This is a genomic window from Paenibacillus catalpae, assembly GCF_900112695.1.
GTDB classification, from domain to species: Bacteria; Bacillota; Bacilli; order Paenibacillales; family Paenibacillaceae; genus Pristimantibacillus; species Pristimantibacillus catalpae.
Genome location: NZ_FOMT01000004.1, coordinates 753,592 through 770,476 on the forward strand (window position 1 = coordinate 753,592; position 16,885 = coordinate 770,476).

The following is a 16,885-nucleotide window of genomic DNA, read 5'->3' on the forward strand; positions in this document are numbered from 1 at the left end:
AGAAGGAGGGGGCAGACTGCCCCCTCCTTCTCATGTTTCATTGCATCATTCAACTATTGCTTAGTCTACTTCTTCTTCCAGCTTGCAATAAGCGCCTCTGCATCGTTATTTAATATGGCTTTGGCTTGATCGGTAACGCTATTCTTGTTCGCTTTATTCAACTGTTTGATGAAGTCCTGCATATGCTTAATGGCTTGATCCCGCTTCCCTTTATCCAAGTGTTGCTGGGCCTGCTTCAGACTGGCCACAAGCTGCGCCGCCAGCGATTTGCTCACGTCGTTCGAAGCTTTGTACAGGTCAACCAGATTGCTCATGCTTCGGATACTTGTCTTCACCTGAATGTGAATCGTCTTCTGCAGCTTATTCCCTGCCGCATCTTCAACCGCTATGACGACAGTCTTCTCTCCCAAATGACCGGCTAACGCAATGTTAAGTTTTGCTCCTTCATACACCTTGCCGTCGAAAGTAAGACTCGCCGATCGGATCGCAGTCTTGCTGTCTCCTGCCTGGAAGCGCAGGATTGCATCATCCTCGAGCACCGCACCTTCCGCCAGTTTGGAGCCGTTGGCTGTTAAGGAATAGACGGGAACGGCCGGAATGGCGATTGTTACACCTGCCGATTCGTTGCCGGACTTATCCGCAGCACTGATTACAAGAGTATAGTCCAGATCCGCTTCAATCCCGGTCAGTACAGCCTTCTGGATGCCGCGTTTCACCTCAACAACTTCACCAACCTGCTGACCGTTACGCTGCAGCTTAAGATGCACGACATCTCCGTCTATCGCATAAGGGCCATCCCAATGCACGGTCAGCTCGCTGTTATCCCGGGTATAATGAACGTTCTCGACCTCTCCCGGCGGAATTTCGTCGTCTACGGGATCAGGCGGCAAAGTTGGTGCCGTAAACACGGATGGATCGCCAAAGGTAAACTTGTCGAAATTGTACAGCCAGTCATTTCCCTTGAACAGCAGGTAGACAAGATGCTTGCCTGTTACAGGGGCCGTCATCTCACCGTCAAATACCTGGAATGTCTGCCAGCCGCCCGTTCCGCTGACTTCGGCCGTTGCGATAACAGGCCCGTTGATGCCGTCAATGCGCGCCTCAATGATTCCCCCGCTAGTATCACTGGCTGCCTGAACGTGGAATTGTGTAGGGCTGACATCGCCAAAATCAATATAGTTGTACATGGCATACGGTTTATTCGGACCGTATACGCCAGCCAGGTACGTCTGATTGCCGCCATTTTCCGTACCAACGCTTACGCTGTTCGTGAAATTTTCAGCCTCCAGCTTGCTGAAGGCATCCCTTGCTTTTCCTTTAATCGTAGAGAAGGTGAACCAGTCGAGATTGCAAGGGTAGTCACTGCCGTCAGCCCCATGGAAAATCAGATATACGTCATGCGTGCCTACAGCCAGCGAATCGTCAATAATGGAGGTCACATCTACCCATTCGTTCCAGCTGCCGAACGCGGGAATCTCGATGACTCCGGCAGTTGGCCCATCCAGGCCGTCCAGCTTCACTTCAATGGAGCCGCCCTTATTGCCGCTTGCGACATGTACCGTAACGCCGGCAGCGCCCGAGCCAAAATCAATATCCTCGTAGGAAGCATAAGCATTATTATGAATGCCGTCCGCGAATTGGCCTGTCGAGTCCATGCTCAGTCCATCGCTGCTTGCATAGTTCTCCGCCTGTAATTTGGCATAAGCATCCGTCTTTGTTGGATCCGTCTTCGTGAATTTGAACCAGTTCAGATTAAACAAATACGAGTCATTGGTTTTCTTAAACACCAGATACACATCATGCACGCCTGTCACGTGGCTCGTCTGGCCTTGATCATCCTTCAGCAGCGTAACGGCATCGATAAAGTTGTTCCAGCCCCCTGTGCCTTCGACGTTCAAAGTTCCCACTTTGGGTCCGTCCAAAGCATCCAGCCTGACCTCGATCTGCCCGCCGCCGGTACCGCTTGACGCCCGCGCTATGAAACCGCTTGCACCATCTCCCGAGCCAAAATCCACATTTTTGTAAGCAGCATAGTTGCCATCCTGAATTCCGCCCAGCTGGAGCGAGCCTTCGATGCTGCCCTCCAAGCCTGGACCATTGACGATATTGAAGCTTTCCGCTTCGAGCTTGTTATAAGGACTCTTAACGGCATATTCCAACTGCTCCGCATCCTGCGGCTCAAGGGATGTCAACGCTTGCACGGCTGCAGCAGAGCTCCATGATTCGAAGGTTCCGGACAATTGCTGCCCTGCCCAGTTGCTGTCGACGAGGTTGGCCGCATTTCGATGGCTCCATGCCATATCCGTATTAAACGCCAGCCATTCGTTATAGCTCTCGGCAAACGTTTTGTATTTGCTTTCCTTGCTTGCGTTTACCACCTTCTGCAGATAGCCGAGATTACGGACGAGAATGGTTTTTCCGCCCTTCAAATCCCCGTTTGGACCTTCATAGCGCAGCAGCCCATTGGCATCGACCAGCTGCTCTCTCGTGAAAGTAGCACCTTCAAGCGCATCATCCAAATACGTCATGTCTCCCGTAACCTGATAGAGCCCTACTGCTGCTCCAATAAACGTGCCTTGGTTATAGTGAGTCGCACCCTGTATAGGTCCGTTTTGCGTTTCAATACGGTCGAATACTTTGCCGTTGCCGTCGGTCAGCATCGTTTTGCTCCAACGATAAATTTTGGAGGCCGCATCCAGGTAACGTTCGTTGTTGGTGACGTTATACAGGAAGACAGCTGCTTCAGCAGCAGGGAAGTTAATACATGCGTTCTTCGTCGTACGGTCATCACTCTTCCACCAAATGCCGCCGCCCGCAAACTCGTCATCCCACTGCGTATCATAGACATAATTAAAATAATATTCCGCTCTCTCGAGGTATTTCGCATCATTTGTAATTTGATAAGCTCTTGCGCTTGCCATTGCCCACCACATAATGTCATCGTTAAACGTATTATTCGTCCAGTCCTGGCCGTATTTGGCTACAGCCCCGTCGAATACGTCATCAATCTGGGTCCGCAGCTCCGCTTTTAATGCCGGATCCGTAGCCTCAAGGTAGGCATCCATAACAAGCTCCCACAGCTCGGCTTCCACCCAAAAGTCCTGATACCCGTCATGATTGGAGGTTTTCCAGAAATACTTCGCGCTTGCATCCCAGAATGCATCATTGTAGGCTTCGATTGCTGTCTTCGCATCGGCCGCCTCAAAAGCATGGGCACGAGGTATTCCGTTTGGAAATAAGGGACTAATCGAGAGTGCAAGAACCACAGGCAAAACAATAAGCTTGGATCTTCTTCTGGTCTTACTAGACATTAACATTCCTCCTAAAAAGAATTGTCACGCAAATGGCCTTATGCTGGCCATTTGTGATGATTCTTACTTCGCAAGCATTAGCTACTTAGTTGGAAAAAGAAAAGCCGATTCGCATGCAAGTATACGATCGGCTTCAGTCATTCAATAATATAATGTTTGGTTAATATTATGTCAATATATCAGAACGAATTAAATCCTTTAGACTAAGGAATGTTGATATATCATGTTATATTATATAAGTTGAAAGAACTACTTACCAGCGAATTTGTCGAATCAAGGAGATGAGCTCCGTACGCTCGCTTGCGGAGATTGGCCATTGCTCTAATTCATGCTGCAGCCGCTCCATATTGAGAAACCCCTTCGCCACTCCGTTCAGCCGAGCCGCCAAGGTCGCGTTCTCCAGTTCCTCGCCGGTCGGATAGAGCGTGCTTAGCTTCAGGACAGCGTCCGGGAACCTTTTCAAATAATATTTCTGATGATTCGATTCTGCCGGATAAAAGTTCTGATATGGCGAAAGCTCCGTGTCGAGACTCCCCTTGTCAGCCTCAATCCTGCTCTTAATCCTCCGGAATGCTTCCTCCTGGCTCCCGTCACGGTAGAGCAACAGCGACTGATATTGCCTGTCCTTGTATCCATTGATGTTATAGGGGTTATGGTTGTTCCAGAACAGTTCCAGCAGTTCTTCATAAGTGACCAGGGCAGGATCGAATTGCAGCTCAACCGTCTCGGTGTGGTCGCCCATTCTGCGGTACGTCGGCGCCTCGGACGTTCCGCCGGCAAAGCCGACACGAGTCCGGATAACGCCGGGCACCGCGCCAAACAGCGCTTCGGGACTCCAATAACAGCCCATGCCAAGCGTAATTGTACGAAAGTTATTTTCCGGTGCGTTGTTGATCATCTTGTTGCCCTCCTCTAACCTTTACTATCTCGATACATTATAATTTCCGTAAATCGTTTATCTCAAGCAGGAACGGCAAACCTAATAGGAGAACATGTATGCAAGGCCAAATTTGGGAGGTAATCATGGGAAAAGTCGTTCATTTCGAGGTTCATGTCGATGACATGGAACGTGCAAAGAAGTTTTACGGCGAGGTATTCGGCTGGACGTTCGAGGATTGGAGCGAATACGCGGGCATGCCTTATTTCGGAGCCACAACAGGCGATGCCGACGCGATGGGCATCAACGGAGCGCTGGTGAAACGCATGGGACCACCTCCGCAGCCGGGCCAGCCGGTAAACGGCTTTTCTTGTTCAATGGGCGTGGAAGACTACGATGCAACCGAAGCCAAAATCATTAGCCTTGGCGGCACGGTAGCCCTGCCGAAATACGCGCTGCCAGGCATGGCTTGGCAAGGCTATTACATCGATACAGAAGGCAATGTATTTGGTGTTCACCAGCCGGATGAGAACGCGAAATAACGCGAAATAAGACCCATGATATCCAGTGCGGCTAACGCCACAAAAAAAAGGGCTGTCCCGTCGTCATGACATGACTTGGGATAGCCCTTTTAAACTAAAGGCTGGCAACCGTTCGTTTGCCGATCTTGGAGGAATCCGCAACAGCAATCGTTGTCTGCGAGCATTGGATCAGCTTGCGGGTAAACAGAGCGCGCATACACCCTAAGATGCTTCGGATCAATTTCTCCCCCGATATAAGCACCCCAATGGCCCGCTTTTCTTCGGCATGAATGATTTCCCGCAATTGTAGTTAATGCCCAGCATCTCGAGGATGCGTTTCCTTCTTTCTTCACCTGCCGTGTTGTTTCTATCATTCAATTCCACTCGTTCTGGATTCCGATCGCAGAGGAATTAATGGATCACTTGCTTAAGAGCGGCAAGAAAGCTTGGTGACTGAAAATTGCCATGAAAAGGGCAGTAAATTCCCCGCTTCGCAATTGAGCTGGCCTTCTTTTTGTTATATGATAAGAGTTGGTTTAAGCCCGATTAGAAGCATAAAAGCATAAGACACATTGTGCATACGATAAGAGAGGAATACTACCCCATATGAATCCAAAACAATTGAACTATACAATGCCGGCGGAATGGACGCCGCATGAGCGCACCTTCATCTCCTGGCCTGTACAAGCTTCCATGGTATATCCGGAGCACTACGAGCAAGTGAGCGCAGGCTATGCCGAGCTGGTTACTGCGATCGCAGAATTCGAGCCGGTGACGATTGTCGTTAATCCGGCGGATATGGAGAAGGTCAGCGGTCTGTTCGCAGGCAATACAGCAGTGGAATGCCTGCCGGTCGAGCATAATGATGCTTGGCTGCGCGACAATGGCCCAACGTTTGTCGTAGGTACGGACGGGGAGCTGGCGGGCGTAAACTGGAAGTTTAACGCATGGGGCGGCAAGTACTCGCCATGGGATTTGGACGATGCAGTAGCACCGCAAATTTTGAAGCATGTCGACGTCAAAAAGTTTGATGCTCCTCTCGTGATGGAAGGCGGATCTATCCATACGGACGGTGAAGGCACCCTGCTGACAACCGAAGAATGCCTGCTCAACGTGAACCGCAATCCGGAGCTCAGCCGCGAGCAAATCGAAGCGTATGTAAAAGAATTCGTAAACGTGGATACTATCGTATGGCTGAAGCGCGGACTTAGCGGCGATGAAACGGACGGCCATGTCGACAACATCGCGTGCTTCGCAGCACCTGGCAAGGTTATTTTGCAAGTATGCGACGATCCATCCGACGATAACTACGAGATCACGCAAGAAAATCGTCGCATCCTGAGTGAAGCAGTAGATGCAAAAGGCCGCAAGCTCGAGATTATCGAGATCGGACAGCCGCCTTACGCCGAATATGAGGACACTCGTCTGACGCTTAGCTATCTGAACTTCTATTTCGTTAACGGCGGCATTATCCTGCCTGTATTCGGCGGCGCGGCAGAGGAAGCTGACCGCAAGGCGATCGAGACGCTGCAAGCAGCATTCCCGGATCGCCGGATTCGTCCGATTGACGGTATGGCAGTTATTCGCGAAGGCGGCAATGTGCATTGCACAACGCAGCAGATGCCGGCTCGCCGGGCTTAAATCATGAATTAATCAGCTTACAAGGAGGCTTTGCACAACTATGAGAACGGTCAAAGTAGCAGCCACGCAAATGAGCTGCACAACCAATATAGAAGAGAACATCCGCAAGGCGGAAGCACTGGTCCGCGAAGCGGCGGCACAAGGCGCGCAAATTATTCTGCTGCAGGAGCTGTTTGAGACTCCTTACTTCTGCCAGAAGGAGAAGGCAGATTACTACGTCTACGCCACGGAGCTTGAGGAAAATAAAGCGATTAACCACTTCCGCGGCATTGCCAAAGAGCTTGGCGTCGTGCTTCCGATCAGCTTCTACGAGAAGAAGAACTACGCACGCTACAACTCGCTGGCAGTTATTGACGCTGACGGCGAAGTGCTTGGCAAATACCGCAAGAGCCATATTCCGGACGGTCCCGGGTACGAGGAGAAATTCTACTTCAACCCAGGAGATACAGGCTTTAAAGTGTGGAAAACAAAGTATGCCAAAATCGGCGTCGGCGTATGCTGGGATCAATGGTATCCCGAAGCGGCACGCAGCATGGCGCTTATGGGCGCGGAGCTGCTGTTCTACCCGACAGCAATCGGCTCGGAGCCGCAGGACGGCAGCATTGATTCGAAGGATCACTGGCAGATGTGCATGAGAGGCCATGCGGCCTGCAACCTGATGCCGGTCATCGCATCCAACCGTATCGGCGAAGAAGGCGACGAAGACTCGACGATTAACTTCTACGGCTCTTCGTTTATTGCCGGCCCGCAAGGCAACATGATTGCAGAAGCTGGCCGTGACGAGCACGGGGTGCTCGTGGCTGAATTCGACCTCGATCAGCTGGAATCGCAGCGAATCGAGTGGGGCATCTTCCGTGACCGCCGTCCGGATCTGTATGGTGTACTCGCATCTTATGATGGCGAAATTCGGGTAAAATAAGCATTGTATTAAAAAAAGGACCCGCAGGCTAAACTAAATTAGCCTGCGGGTCCTTCTTCTGTTATCCACTTAACTCGATGAAACGACCCTGCTCTCGACAATTTGGTCGATTTCACTCTTCAGTAACAGGTATCTATGAATATTTCTCATGATGGGAACTTTGGTTAAATTGTTTTTATCCACAAATACTTTCATTTGGTCTTTGGAGAGACCTAGTAACTTGCCTGCCTCTGTGACGGTTAAGACGTCTACAATGCTCGTTGCGTTGAAATCTCTTTTTAATTTCTGGTTCCAGTCTTCAAAAACGTTCATATATCGTTTCCTCTCTTGTTCCTAATCGATCGGATACTTCATTATAGCATGTTTGAGTGAATTCCTTCTAATGCAACTGTCACCAGTTGCTTTACATAGGAATCATCCAGTGTGCCGCCAGTCATCAGCAATCGATAAAAGATCGGTCCGTATATCAGATCGACGCCCAGGGCAATATCAAGATTCTTACTCAATTCCCCGCGCTGAACGCCTCTCTCCAGGAGACTTCCCGCTTCCAGCCTGCGAGGCTCAATATACCGGGTTCGGATAGCCTCCGCCAGTCCTGCATCAAACTGTCCCCCGCCGATTAAATCCTTGATGATTCTCCCCTCAGGGCTTGTTAGAAACCGTACTAAGTTCGATGCATGAATAACAATATCATCAAATGCCACGCCCGTGTCAGGCACGGGAAGTCTGGCTGCCGCGGCAAACAGGAACCCGTCCATGACCACGGCCGCCTTGTTAGGCCACCATTTATAGATCGTGGCTTTACTTACCTTGGCACGCTCGGCAATTTTTTCTACGGTGACCGTGTCAAAGCCGCTTTCCAATAATAAATCATAAGAAGCGGTAAGGATCGCCTTTTGTGTTTGCATATTACGCGGCCGCCCTCTTTTAGCTTCCACCGGAATCATCCCTTTCACCCGCTTGTATCTGGAACATAATCATAAAAACGATACGTTCAGTATACTAAAAAAGGTGGTCGAAGGAAAAACAATTCGCCTATTTACAAAACGATACGTTCAGTATATTATTTAATTATAAAATAGTAAACGCACCGTTTAGTAATTAGTTCGCTTAGAAATGACTTAATAGAATGGAGTGGTATTTATGAATGCTTCCAATGGGCAAGCAATCGAGAAAAATATTCCGGCTTGGTTAATGTTGCTGCTCGCCGCCGCATGCGGAATCATTGTTGCTAATCTTTACTATGCGCAGCCCTTGGTTGGGTTAATCAGCTCTTCCATCGGGATGTCCGCCGGCAGCGCCGGCTTGATCGTAACGCTAACCCAGATCGGATACGTTGTAGGCTTGCTGTTTATCGTACCTTTGGGTGACCTTGTTGAAAACCGCAAGCTGGTTGTATCCGCCTTATTTCTCACCGCCATTGCTTTGGCCACTGCGGCAATAGCGCATCAACCGTTTCTTTTCTTGGCGGCTGTACTCGTTATCGGGCTTGGTTCGGTCGCAGCACAAGTCCTTGTCCCTTTTGCCTCCTATCTGGCATCCGATGCTTCGCGGGGACGCGTAGTTGGCAACGTCATGAGCGGGCTGCTCCTGGGCATCATGCTAGCGCGGCCATTATCAAGCCTTGTAGCTGACATCTTGAGCTGGCATGCCATATTTGCCATTTCCTCTGCGGCTATCGTTATCCTGGCAGTTATACTTGCAAAGGTGCTGCCTGCAAGAAAACCAACGGCAACCACGAGTTATGGCGCACTGCTTGGTTCCATGTGGCATCTGCTGCGCACTACCCCAATCCTGCGCCGCCGAGCTCTTTATCATGCAAGCCTGTTTGCGGCATTCAGCTTATTCTGGACCACGGTTCCACAATTGTTAGCAGGCCCGGACTTTCATTTCTCGCAAAAGGCTATTGCGCTCTACGCCCTTGTTGGCGTTGCAGGTGCGGTTGCCGCGCCTGTTGCCGGCCGGTTAGCTGATCGCGGCTGGACCAGACCCGCTACCGCTATAGCTCTCATAACGTCCATTGTTTCGGTGCTGCTCCCGCTCCTGTTCCAAACAAGCTCGCCTGCAGGAGTCTTTATTCTAGTCGTAGCCGCCATTCTGCTCGACGCCGGCGTATCTGCCAATCTTGTGCTCAGCCAGCGTGCCATATTTTCATTAGGTCCGGAAATCCGCAGCAGATTAAATGGATTGTTTATGGCGATCTTCTTCTTTGGCGGCGCCATTGGATCGGCTGCAGGAGGATGGGCTTATGCATCAGGAGGCTGGAGTACAGCTTTATGGATTGGAATAGCCTTTCCCATCCTTGCTCTGCTATATTTCGCCACAGAAAAGAAAACTAAATCATGATATCGCGCTAAAGGAAGACACCCGAGAAGGTGTCTTTCTTTTTGCTATGTCCAGTGTCTTCACAATCGTCCTATAATCATTAGCTCAGAAATGCCCCGGCTGAAGGCCGATATGAACAAATGATTGTTTCGGAACTGCTTTCCCGGCTGATATGCTGTGGGACGGGAGGTGATTGGTGAAGCTTACGGCTGTTTGCAAGCGGTTTCAACATGATTGGCCATAAAGGCGACAATTCATTTGAGTCCATGCTTACGAAGCATGAATTATCACGATTGGCCTGGTATTTGGCCACAAAGGCGACAATTCATTTGAGGAGGGAATTTATTGAAGAAAAAATTAGCAAGTATATCGGGTTTTGTTCTGGCGATGGTTATAACTCTATCCTTGCTTGGAGTCGGGTTGCCCGGCCCAACCTTACATGCTGCCGGTATTGCGATAACGGGCAGCGGAGGCTGGAATGAAACGGCATACGTGGAATGGTCCCCTGTAAGCAACGCGCAAGGATATAAGGTTTATGTGAAGCCTGCAGGCTCATCAGATGCCTCGTATCAGCAGATCGACAATGAGTTAATCCGGAAATACCCCGCCTATTGGCGGGCCGATGCGGTAGGGCTGGCAGCCGGCAGTTATGTGCTGAAGGTTGAAGCGATGCTGTCAGGCAGTTCAACGGAAAGTATTGTTACAAGCCCGCTAACCGTGACGGCGTACGACCGATCCGGCTTTGCCTTTTCGTCCAACTCGCAATATGGTTCGGGATCAGGCGCTTATAACGATAATGGAACGCTCAAGAATGGCGCTCAAGTCATCTATGTCACATCGAATACGGCGCAAACCGTCCCTCTTGATGTGAAAATCGATAGCTCAGGCACGTTACAAACCGCCGTGGGCTTAGGCGAAATTATGACACTCCGGCAAAAAGGCTATGATAAAACGCCGCTGGCTATCCGTTTGATCGGGCAGATTACGGGCGATAACTTAAGCGGACAGCTGAACAGCAGCGGATATCTTGAAGTCAAAGGGAAAAGCAATTATGCGGAAATGAATATGACGATCGAGGGTATCGGCAACGATGCTTATGCGTATGGCTGGGGATTGCTTCTTCGCTATGCAGGCAACCTGGAAGTCCGAAATCTGGGGCTCATGTTATTCCCGGACGACGGCATTTCAATGGATACGGGCAATGTGAATGTCTGGGTGCATAATAATGATCTTTTCTACGGCACGGCCGGAGGAGATGCGGACCAGGCTAAGGGCGATGGTTCCACAGATCTCAAAAAAGGCTCGACTTATATCACTATCTCGTACAATCACTACTGGGACTCCGGTAAAGCCTCTCTTGTTGGTTTAAGCGAGTCAGCTGAGTTTTTCGTGACCTTCCACCATAACTGGTTCGACCATTCGGACTCTCGTCACCCGCGTATACGAGTGGCTTCTGCTCATATCTACAACAACTTCTATGACGGCGTCTCCAAATATGGTGTTGGCGTTACGACAGGGGCTTCCGCCTTTGTTGAATCTAATTATTTCAGACATACGAAGGATCCCATGATGAGCTCTTTGCAGGGTACCGATGCATTAGGGGAAGGCACGTTCTCGGGCGAGAACGGAGGGATGATTAAAGCCTATAACAATGTCATTGTTGACGCTGGCAGTCTAATCTATGCCAACTCGAATGCCGGAACCGCTGCGGCTAACGAGACCTCTTTTGACGCCTACTTGGCTTCCTCCAGAACAGAAACTGTTCCAAGCTCTTACAAAGCATTAGTTGGCGGAACCGTTTATAATAACTTTGATACAAGCGTTCATACAGGAGTCAACGCCTCCCATATTGACAGCGTAAACGCTGTTGAACAAGTAGTTACGGCAGAAGCCGGTCGCCTCAATAACGGAGACTTCACATGGGAGTTTAATGACTCGATCGATGATACGTCGTATGCCCTTAATGAAGCACTGATGTCCAAGATAAGAAGCTATGCGACTAAGCTTGTATCCGTTGGAGGAAATGCGGGCCCGGTAGATCCAACGCCAACACCTACTTCGACCCCTACCCCAACTCCTACAGCAACTCCATCGCCAACACCAACGGCTACGCCAGCCCCAACAGAGACTCCGGCAGCTGGAGAGCATATTCATAACTTTACGACAAATGGTAAAACAAGCGACTTCTTCAACATTCAGGGAAGTCTCTCCACCTCCAAAGGGACTGTAACTTATAATGGTCTAACCCTGACACAATGCCTGAAAATCGAGAGCTCGACCAGCATTACGTTTACGGCTGCCGAGGCTTCAACCTTAACCTTGGTATTTAATACGGCAGACGGTACCAAAATCAAGATTGATGGAACAAGCTATTCCATCACGAATGGCATTGTTCAGGTCTCTCTTGCGGCTGGAGCACATGCGATTACCAAGGACAGTGTTACAAATCTTTATTACATGAAGCTAAGTTAAGGAGCTTTCAAGCCTCCCGGCACGGCAAAAAGACCCTCAGCCAATTGGGCTGAGGGTCTTCGCTATAACAATACCTATATTTATACGGATATCATTATGGTCAAAGGGAATTCTAATCGATGAATGGGATAAGAAAGGAATGCTTCCTTTGGTCATCGTTATTTTTATTTTATACGCCTGGTTTTGTATTCAAGTTCTTCTGAATCTGCGTTATAAGCTCCCGCTTGCAGCCAACTTCCTTCTATTTATGGCTGTAGAAGTCATCCTTACGAACAAATTAACCATCAGCGGTTACAATCTTAAGTTATTTGAAATAAACAAGGACATCCCGCATTTTATAGCCTTAATTCTAGATAATGACTTCACCGTCACGTTCATTCTGCTTGCATTCGCGAATGTTTTTCTTACATCGCCAAAAACAAGCATCCGCATTGGCATAACCGTTTATGCCTTCCTATTACAATTACTGCTCGGCATGGAACTAAGTTGGAATCACGTTCTTATCTATAAGAACTGGAGCTACTTGAATGAGTCCCTGATGATCCTCTTGGTGATGGCATATACTTTATTATGGGGGAAAATCTTTCAACGGATGGCTTCAAAAGAAGGGTGGATCCGATAATGAATACAATCACTTACGACCATCATTTCAACGGCAATGAGTGGTTTGTTATCGGGCTGATGTCTATGGGCTTTGCAGCTTATTGGCTGCTGCCGCGAACATTATCACCCTTGCAGACGATCTTCACTATGCTTTTAAGCGTCACGTTCGGGCTCATTTTTGACCATACGATTGCAGTACCTCCCTTTGATTTGTACGACGTTGGCGACAGATCCAGTTATGAAACGTTTGATTTGATCTCTTATTTAATGTATGCGCCCTACGGATACCTGTTTATCTATGGGGCTGAACGTTATCGCATCTCCGGAATGCCCGTAATCGGATATATTATTTTGTGGTCGGGCATCTCCCTGATGTTCGAATGGTTTGGAATCAAGGTCGGCTTATTCCACTATAAACACGGTTATACAATCCTTTACTCCATCCCCATCTACCTGGTCGTGCTAAGTATTCAACTAAAGATGTATCGAGCCGCCTTTTCAAATCAACGATGGCAGGAATATAACAAGAACCACATCCAATAGACGGATGTGGTTCTTCTGCTTTACTCCTTCACGGCGCCTAGCATAATACCGGATACGAAGTACTTTTGCAGGAAAGGATAGACGATCAGCATCGGCACCATGGCGATAAACACTTTGGCCGAGTTCAGCGTCCGGTTCGACAGCTCCGACAGCTTTTTATACTGCTCGGGCGTCAGATTGGTGCCAACCGGAATGTTAACGACAAGCTGCTGAATATAGGTTTGGAGCGGATAACTGGATTGGGTGTTGCTCAGCACCAACCCGTTAAAGAACTCGTTCCAGTGGTACACGCTGATGAACAGCGCTACCGCGGCCAGTACGGGAATGGAGCATGGGATATACACCCGGAACAAGACCGACCATGGGCCGGCGCCGTCAACAACGGCTGCCTCATTCAGCTCCTTCGGCAGATTGCGGAAGAAGTTCATGATCAGGATGACATCGAATACCGGTACTCCCCCGCCAAGCACTAACGCCCAGATCGAATCGATCAAATGATAGTTCTGAATGGTGAGATACCATGGGATAAGGCCGCCGCTAAACAACATGCAGAAGACCAGGATCCACATGAAGATATTACGCGTTTTAAAATCTTTTTGCGGCCGTGCGAGCGGGTAAGCCATTAATACCGTCATCAGCAAGGCGAAGCCTGTGCCAAGCACGGTACGCTGGATCGAAATCCAGAACGCGTTAAAGAACATGCTGTCATTAATAATTTCCTTATACGGCGTCAAGGAGAAGCCGATGGGATAGAGCGTAACCAAGCCCGCATTAGCGGCCGATTTTTCGGAGATGGATACGCAGAAGGTGTACCAAAGCGGGTAGATACAGCTAATGACCAATAGCCCGAGGAGGATGATATTCGCGATATCAAACGCCCGTGAACCTAATGTTGTATTTCTTACCACAGCAGCGCCCTCCTCTTAGAATATCGTGTAATCGGCATAACGATAGGCCAGGCGATAGGAAATGTAGATCAGCACAAAGCTAATGACTGACTTGAACAATCCGGCCGCCGTCGCCAGCGAGAATTGAAGATTTTGCAAGCCCAGCCTATAAACCCAGGTATCGAGAATATCACCTGTGGAATATACAAGCGGGTTATACAGGTTATAGACCTGATCGAAGCCGGCATTCAGCACGCTGCCAAGACTTAATACCCCAAGCAGGACAACAGTAGTCGTCAGCGCAGGCAGAGTGACATGCCGGATCAACTGCCAGCGGTTAGCCCCGTCAATAGCAGCCGCCTCATAGAGGTTTGGATTAACACCTGTCAGCGCCGCCAGATAGATGATCGCATTGTAGCCAAATTCCTTCCAGACATCCGTGCCGACGATCAGCTGCCGGAATATCCCCGCATCTGCCATAAACAGCTGGGGATCCACTCCGAAGTAACCGAAGACTGTATTTACAACGCCATAGTAGCCGAAGATTCCGATAACAATGGTGGACATAATAACCCACGACAGAAAGTGCGGCAGATAAACAACCGTCTGGACCAACTTCTTGTAACGCAAGTTGCGAAGCTCGTTCAGCAGAATAGCAAAGACAAGCGGGACGATCAGGTTAAGCACGATTTTGCCTACGGCAATGATTAAGGTGTTCGTAATCACGGTCTTGCTGTCATTCAGTTGAAACATATACTTGAAGTTTTCGAGTCCAACCCACTCGGATTTAAGCAGCCCCATCCCCGGATTATAATTCTGAAATGCCATCAGAATCCCGAACATAGGCACAATACTGAACATGACAAGCCAGACCATACCCGGCAGCAGCATCAAATAATAGTGCTTCTGATGGCCTAATTTCCTCATACGGCTAACCTCCTGTCTGTTAAATATAAGCATAGTATATTGAAAACTTATACTTTCTTATATTTTGAGAAAGCTTGCGAAAAGCACCGAAAAGCAAGGTGCCTTCCGCAAGCTTTACGTATCCTTATTTCTTCAAGAGCTCAGCAACTTCCGCCGTGATCTCATCTCCGCCTTGCGCCTTCCAGTCCTTCACGAACTTGTCGAAGGAGTCGAGCTGCGCCTGACCAAGAATGATTTTCAGAACGGTCTCATCCTCCATCTTCTTCAGGTTCGCCCATTTGGTCTCCATGGTTGGCGTTTGGTTGTAAGTCACGCTGTAGACCTTCTTGTCGATTGGCGTTGTTGCGAACGGACGGTCACCGATTAAGAGGGAATATAACCGCTGGAAATCGCCAAAGTTAGCGGTGCTGAAGTTGCTGACGCCAAGCTCGTCAAACGGAGGTTTAACGACGTCTCTTACTTTTTTCGCATCGGCATACATCAGTTTGTACAAGCTGTTCGGTTCGTTATAATCCTCTGGTTCTGCTTCGCCTTTCAGTACCTTCATAAGCTCGGTATACTCGTATTCCGTTTCGTTAGCCGCAGCCATTACGTTGCGGAGCGGATACCAGCCGACTGCTACGGACAGGTCGAAGGTTGCTTCATCACGCACAAGCGCATTGTTCATGATCAGAATGGCCTTAACGACGTCCGGTTTGGCATTTTTGCTAATAACGGTGTAAGTGCTACCCGTTGTTTTCATATGCGTATTCCATTTGCCGTCATCGGAGTAGACCGGATAAGCCTGCCAGTTCGCCGTCGGGTCGTTCTTGAAGGAGTCCCCGTTGCCGTAACCGCCGGCCCACCATGGTCCGAAGAAAATACCCGTCTGGTTCGCGTTAATTGGATCCCCTGTGTTATCACGGGTACCCACCTCAGGGTCGATAAGTCCTTTTTTGTACCAGTCAGCCAGCAAGGCCAATGTCTTCTTCGTATTCTCCGATGTTGTTCCGTACGATACCGTTCCGTCGCCATTGTCGAGCCAGTAGCCCGGATAAGCATCCATAGCGCCAAAGATCGGGTCAAATCCGGCCATATTGTTGGAAGAGACGAGGAATGTGGAATAAGGGAATGAATTCTTGGATGGGCCGGCAATACCAATGGTTTTGTCGCCGCCCAGCTTATTATCAATAAACGCTTTAGCCGTCTTTTCAAGATCCGCCACCGTCTTCGGCACCGGCAGACTCAGCTTATCGAGCCAGTCCTTGCGGATCCACATGACGTGAACGCCGTCGGTGTCCACCGTAATGTTCGGGAGCGAGACCATTTTGCCTTTGTAGCTGGCATTTTCCAGGGCGCGTCCTTCCGTACTTGCCATAATGTCCTTCACTTGCTTGGACGCATATTGATCGAACAGTTCGCCAATATCGTACAGCAGCCCCGAACTTGCCGCTTTAGTCATGAAGGAGCGGTCGTCGACCACCATGCCATCAGGCAGCTTGCCCGATGCGATCGTTAAGCTGACCTTCTGCTTGAAGTCGTTGCCCGTTGCAGCCGTCCAGTCCACAATGACGTTGATGTTGTACTTTTCCTTCAGATAACGCGTGTACTGGTTGTTGCTTACGCTATCGCCTTCAGGCAGCGTTTTGTCCGTCGGATCCACTACCATGCCGATGTGTACATCAACAGGCTTCGGAAATTTGGAGAACGCCAGGTCGTCTCCCGACAATGCCGGGCTTTCGGAACTTGTTTCAGGGCTTGAGGACTCTTGCGAATTGTTTGATGAATCATTTGAGGACGAACATGCTGTCAAACTTACACCAAGTAATGCAGTGGAAAGCAGCAGTGCCATATTCTTTTTCATCTAACCCCTCCTAAAA

Annotated in this window: 15 protein-coding genes; 7 read left to right on the plus strand and 8 right to left on the minus strand. The window is 49.3% G+C overall.

Features of this window, described 5'->3' with window-relative positions; translation table 11 throughout:
• Positions 1-65 precede the first annotated feature (65 nt).
• Both BM200_RS21145 and BM200_RS21150 read right to left on the minus strand, forming a co-directional pair.
• Positions 66-3,311: a carbohydrate-binding protein gene (locus BM200_RS21145; RefSeq protein ID WP_091188622.1), complete on the minus strand. Its 3,246-nt coding sequence runs from the start codon at positions 3,309-3,311 to the stop codon at positions 66-68.
• 253 nt (positions 3,312-3,564) lie between these two features.
• Positions 3,565-4,209: a peptide-methionine (S)-S-oxide reductase MsrA gene (locus BM200_RS21150; protein WP_091188623.1), complete on the minus strand. Its 645-nt coding sequence runs from the start codon at positions 4,207-4,209 to the stop codon at positions 3,565-3,567.
• Positions 4,210-4,334: 125 nt separating this feature from the next.
• Here BM200_RS21150 and BM200_RS21155 point away from each other — a divergent pair, with 125 nt between their 5' ends.
• Positions 4,335-4,730 carry a VOC family protein gene (locus BM200_RS21155; RefSeq protein WP_091188685.1) on the plus strand — a complete coding sequence of 132 codons (396 nt, stop codon included), beginning with the start codon at positions 4,335-4,337 and terminating at the stop codon, positions 4,728-4,730.
• Positions 4,731-4,824: 94 nt separating this feature from the next.
• On the opposite strand, the gene BM200_RS30660 is transcribed toward BM200_RS21155, so the two are convergent.
• Positions 4,825-4,950 carry a hypothetical protein gene (locus BM200_RS30660; protein WP_281248412.1) on the minus strand — a complete coding sequence of 42 codons (126 nt, stop codon included), beginning with the start codon at positions 4,948-4,950 and terminating at the stop codon, positions 4,825-4,827.
• A gap of 365 nt (positions 4,951-5,315) precedes the next feature.
• Between BM200_RS30660 and BM200_RS21165 the strand changes: the two genes are divergently transcribed.
• A complete protein-coding gene (locus tag BM200_RS21165; RefSeq protein WP_091188625.1) occupies positions 5,316-6,350 on the plus strand; it encodes an agmatine deiminase family protein in 1,035 nt (344 codons plus the stop codon).
• A 40-nt stretch (positions 6,351-6,390) separates the two neighbouring features.
• Positions 6,391-7,269, plus strand: a complete 879-nt coding sequence (gene aguB / locus BM200_RS21170) for an N-carbamoylputrescine amidase (RefSeq protein ID WP_091188626.1) — start codon at positions 6,391-6,393, stop codon at positions 7,267-7,269.
• 69 nt (positions 7,270-7,338) lie between these two features.
• Here aguB and BM200_RS21175 read toward each other — a convergent pair whose 3' ends face one another.
• On the minus strand, positions 7,339-7,581 hold the full coding sequence (locus tag BM200_RS21175; protein WP_091188627.1) for a MerR family transcriptional regulator: 243 nt from the start codon (positions 7,579-7,581) through the stop codon (positions 7,339-7,341).
• A 41-nt stretch (positions 7,582-7,622) separates the two neighbouring features.
• Positions 7,623-8,207, minus strand: coding sequence for a TetR/AcrR family transcriptional regulator (locus BM200_RS21180; protein ID WP_091188686.1), 585 nt, complete (start codon positions 8,205-8,207; stop codon positions 7,623-7,625).
• Positions 8,208-8,412: 205 nt separating this feature from the next.
• Between BM200_RS21180 and BM200_RS21185 the strand changes: the two genes are divergently transcribed.
• From BM200_RS21185 to BM200_RS21200, 4 genes are all read left to right on the plus strand, one after another.
• Positions 8,413-9,615: an MFS transporter gene (locus BM200_RS21185; protein WP_091188628.1), complete on the plus strand. Its 1,203-nt coding sequence runs from the start codon at positions 8,413-8,415 to the stop codon at positions 9,613-9,615.
• Between the two features lie 324 nt (positions 9,616-9,939).
• A complete protein-coding gene (locus tag BM200_RS21190; RefSeq protein WP_091188629.1) occupies positions 9,940-12,066 on the plus strand; it encodes a pectate lyase family protein in 2,127 nt (708 codons plus the stop codon).
• 139 nt (positions 12,067-12,205) lie between these two features.
• Positions 12,206-12,688, plus strand: a complete 483-nt coding sequence (locus tag BM200_RS21195; protein WP_091188630.1) for a hypothetical protein — start codon at positions 12,206-12,208, stop codon at positions 12,686-12,688.
• The gene (locus tag BM200_RS21200) at positions 12,688-13,212 is read left to right on the plus strand and encodes a hypothetical protein (RefSeq protein WP_091188631.1); all 525 of its coding nucleotides are present in this window, start codon (positions 12,688-12,690) and stop codon (positions 13,210-13,212) included. The genes BM200_RS21195 and BM200_RS21200 overlap by 1 nt, the downstream gene beginning before the upstream one ends.
• Before the next feature lie 20 nt (positions 13,213-13,232).
• Here BM200_RS21200 and BM200_RS21205 read toward each other — a convergent pair whose 3' ends face one another.
• The 3 genes from BM200_RS21205 to BM200_RS21215 all read right to left on the minus strand — a co-directional run bounded on the left by BM200_RS21205 (position 13,233) and on the right by BM200_RS21215 (position 16,869).
• Positions 13,233-14,120, minus strand: a complete 888-nt coding sequence (locus BM200_RS21205; RefSeq protein WP_091188632.1) for a carbohydrate ABC transporter permease — start codon at positions 14,118-14,120, stop codon at positions 13,233-13,235.
• Between the two features lie 15 nt (positions 14,121-14,135).
• A complete protein-coding gene (locus BM200_RS21210; protein ID WP_091188633.1) occupies positions 14,136-15,026 on the minus strand; it encodes an ABC transporter permease in 891 nt (296 codons plus the stop codon).
• Positions 15,027-15,150: 124 nt separating this feature from the next.
• The gene (locus BM200_RS21215; RefSeq protein ID WP_091188634.1) at positions 15,151-16,869 is read right to left on the minus strand and encodes an extracellular solute-binding protein; all 1,719 of its coding nucleotides are present in this window, start codon (positions 16,867-16,869) and stop codon (positions 15,151-15,153) included.
• Between the last annotated feature and the right edge of the window lie 16 nt (positions 16,870-16,885).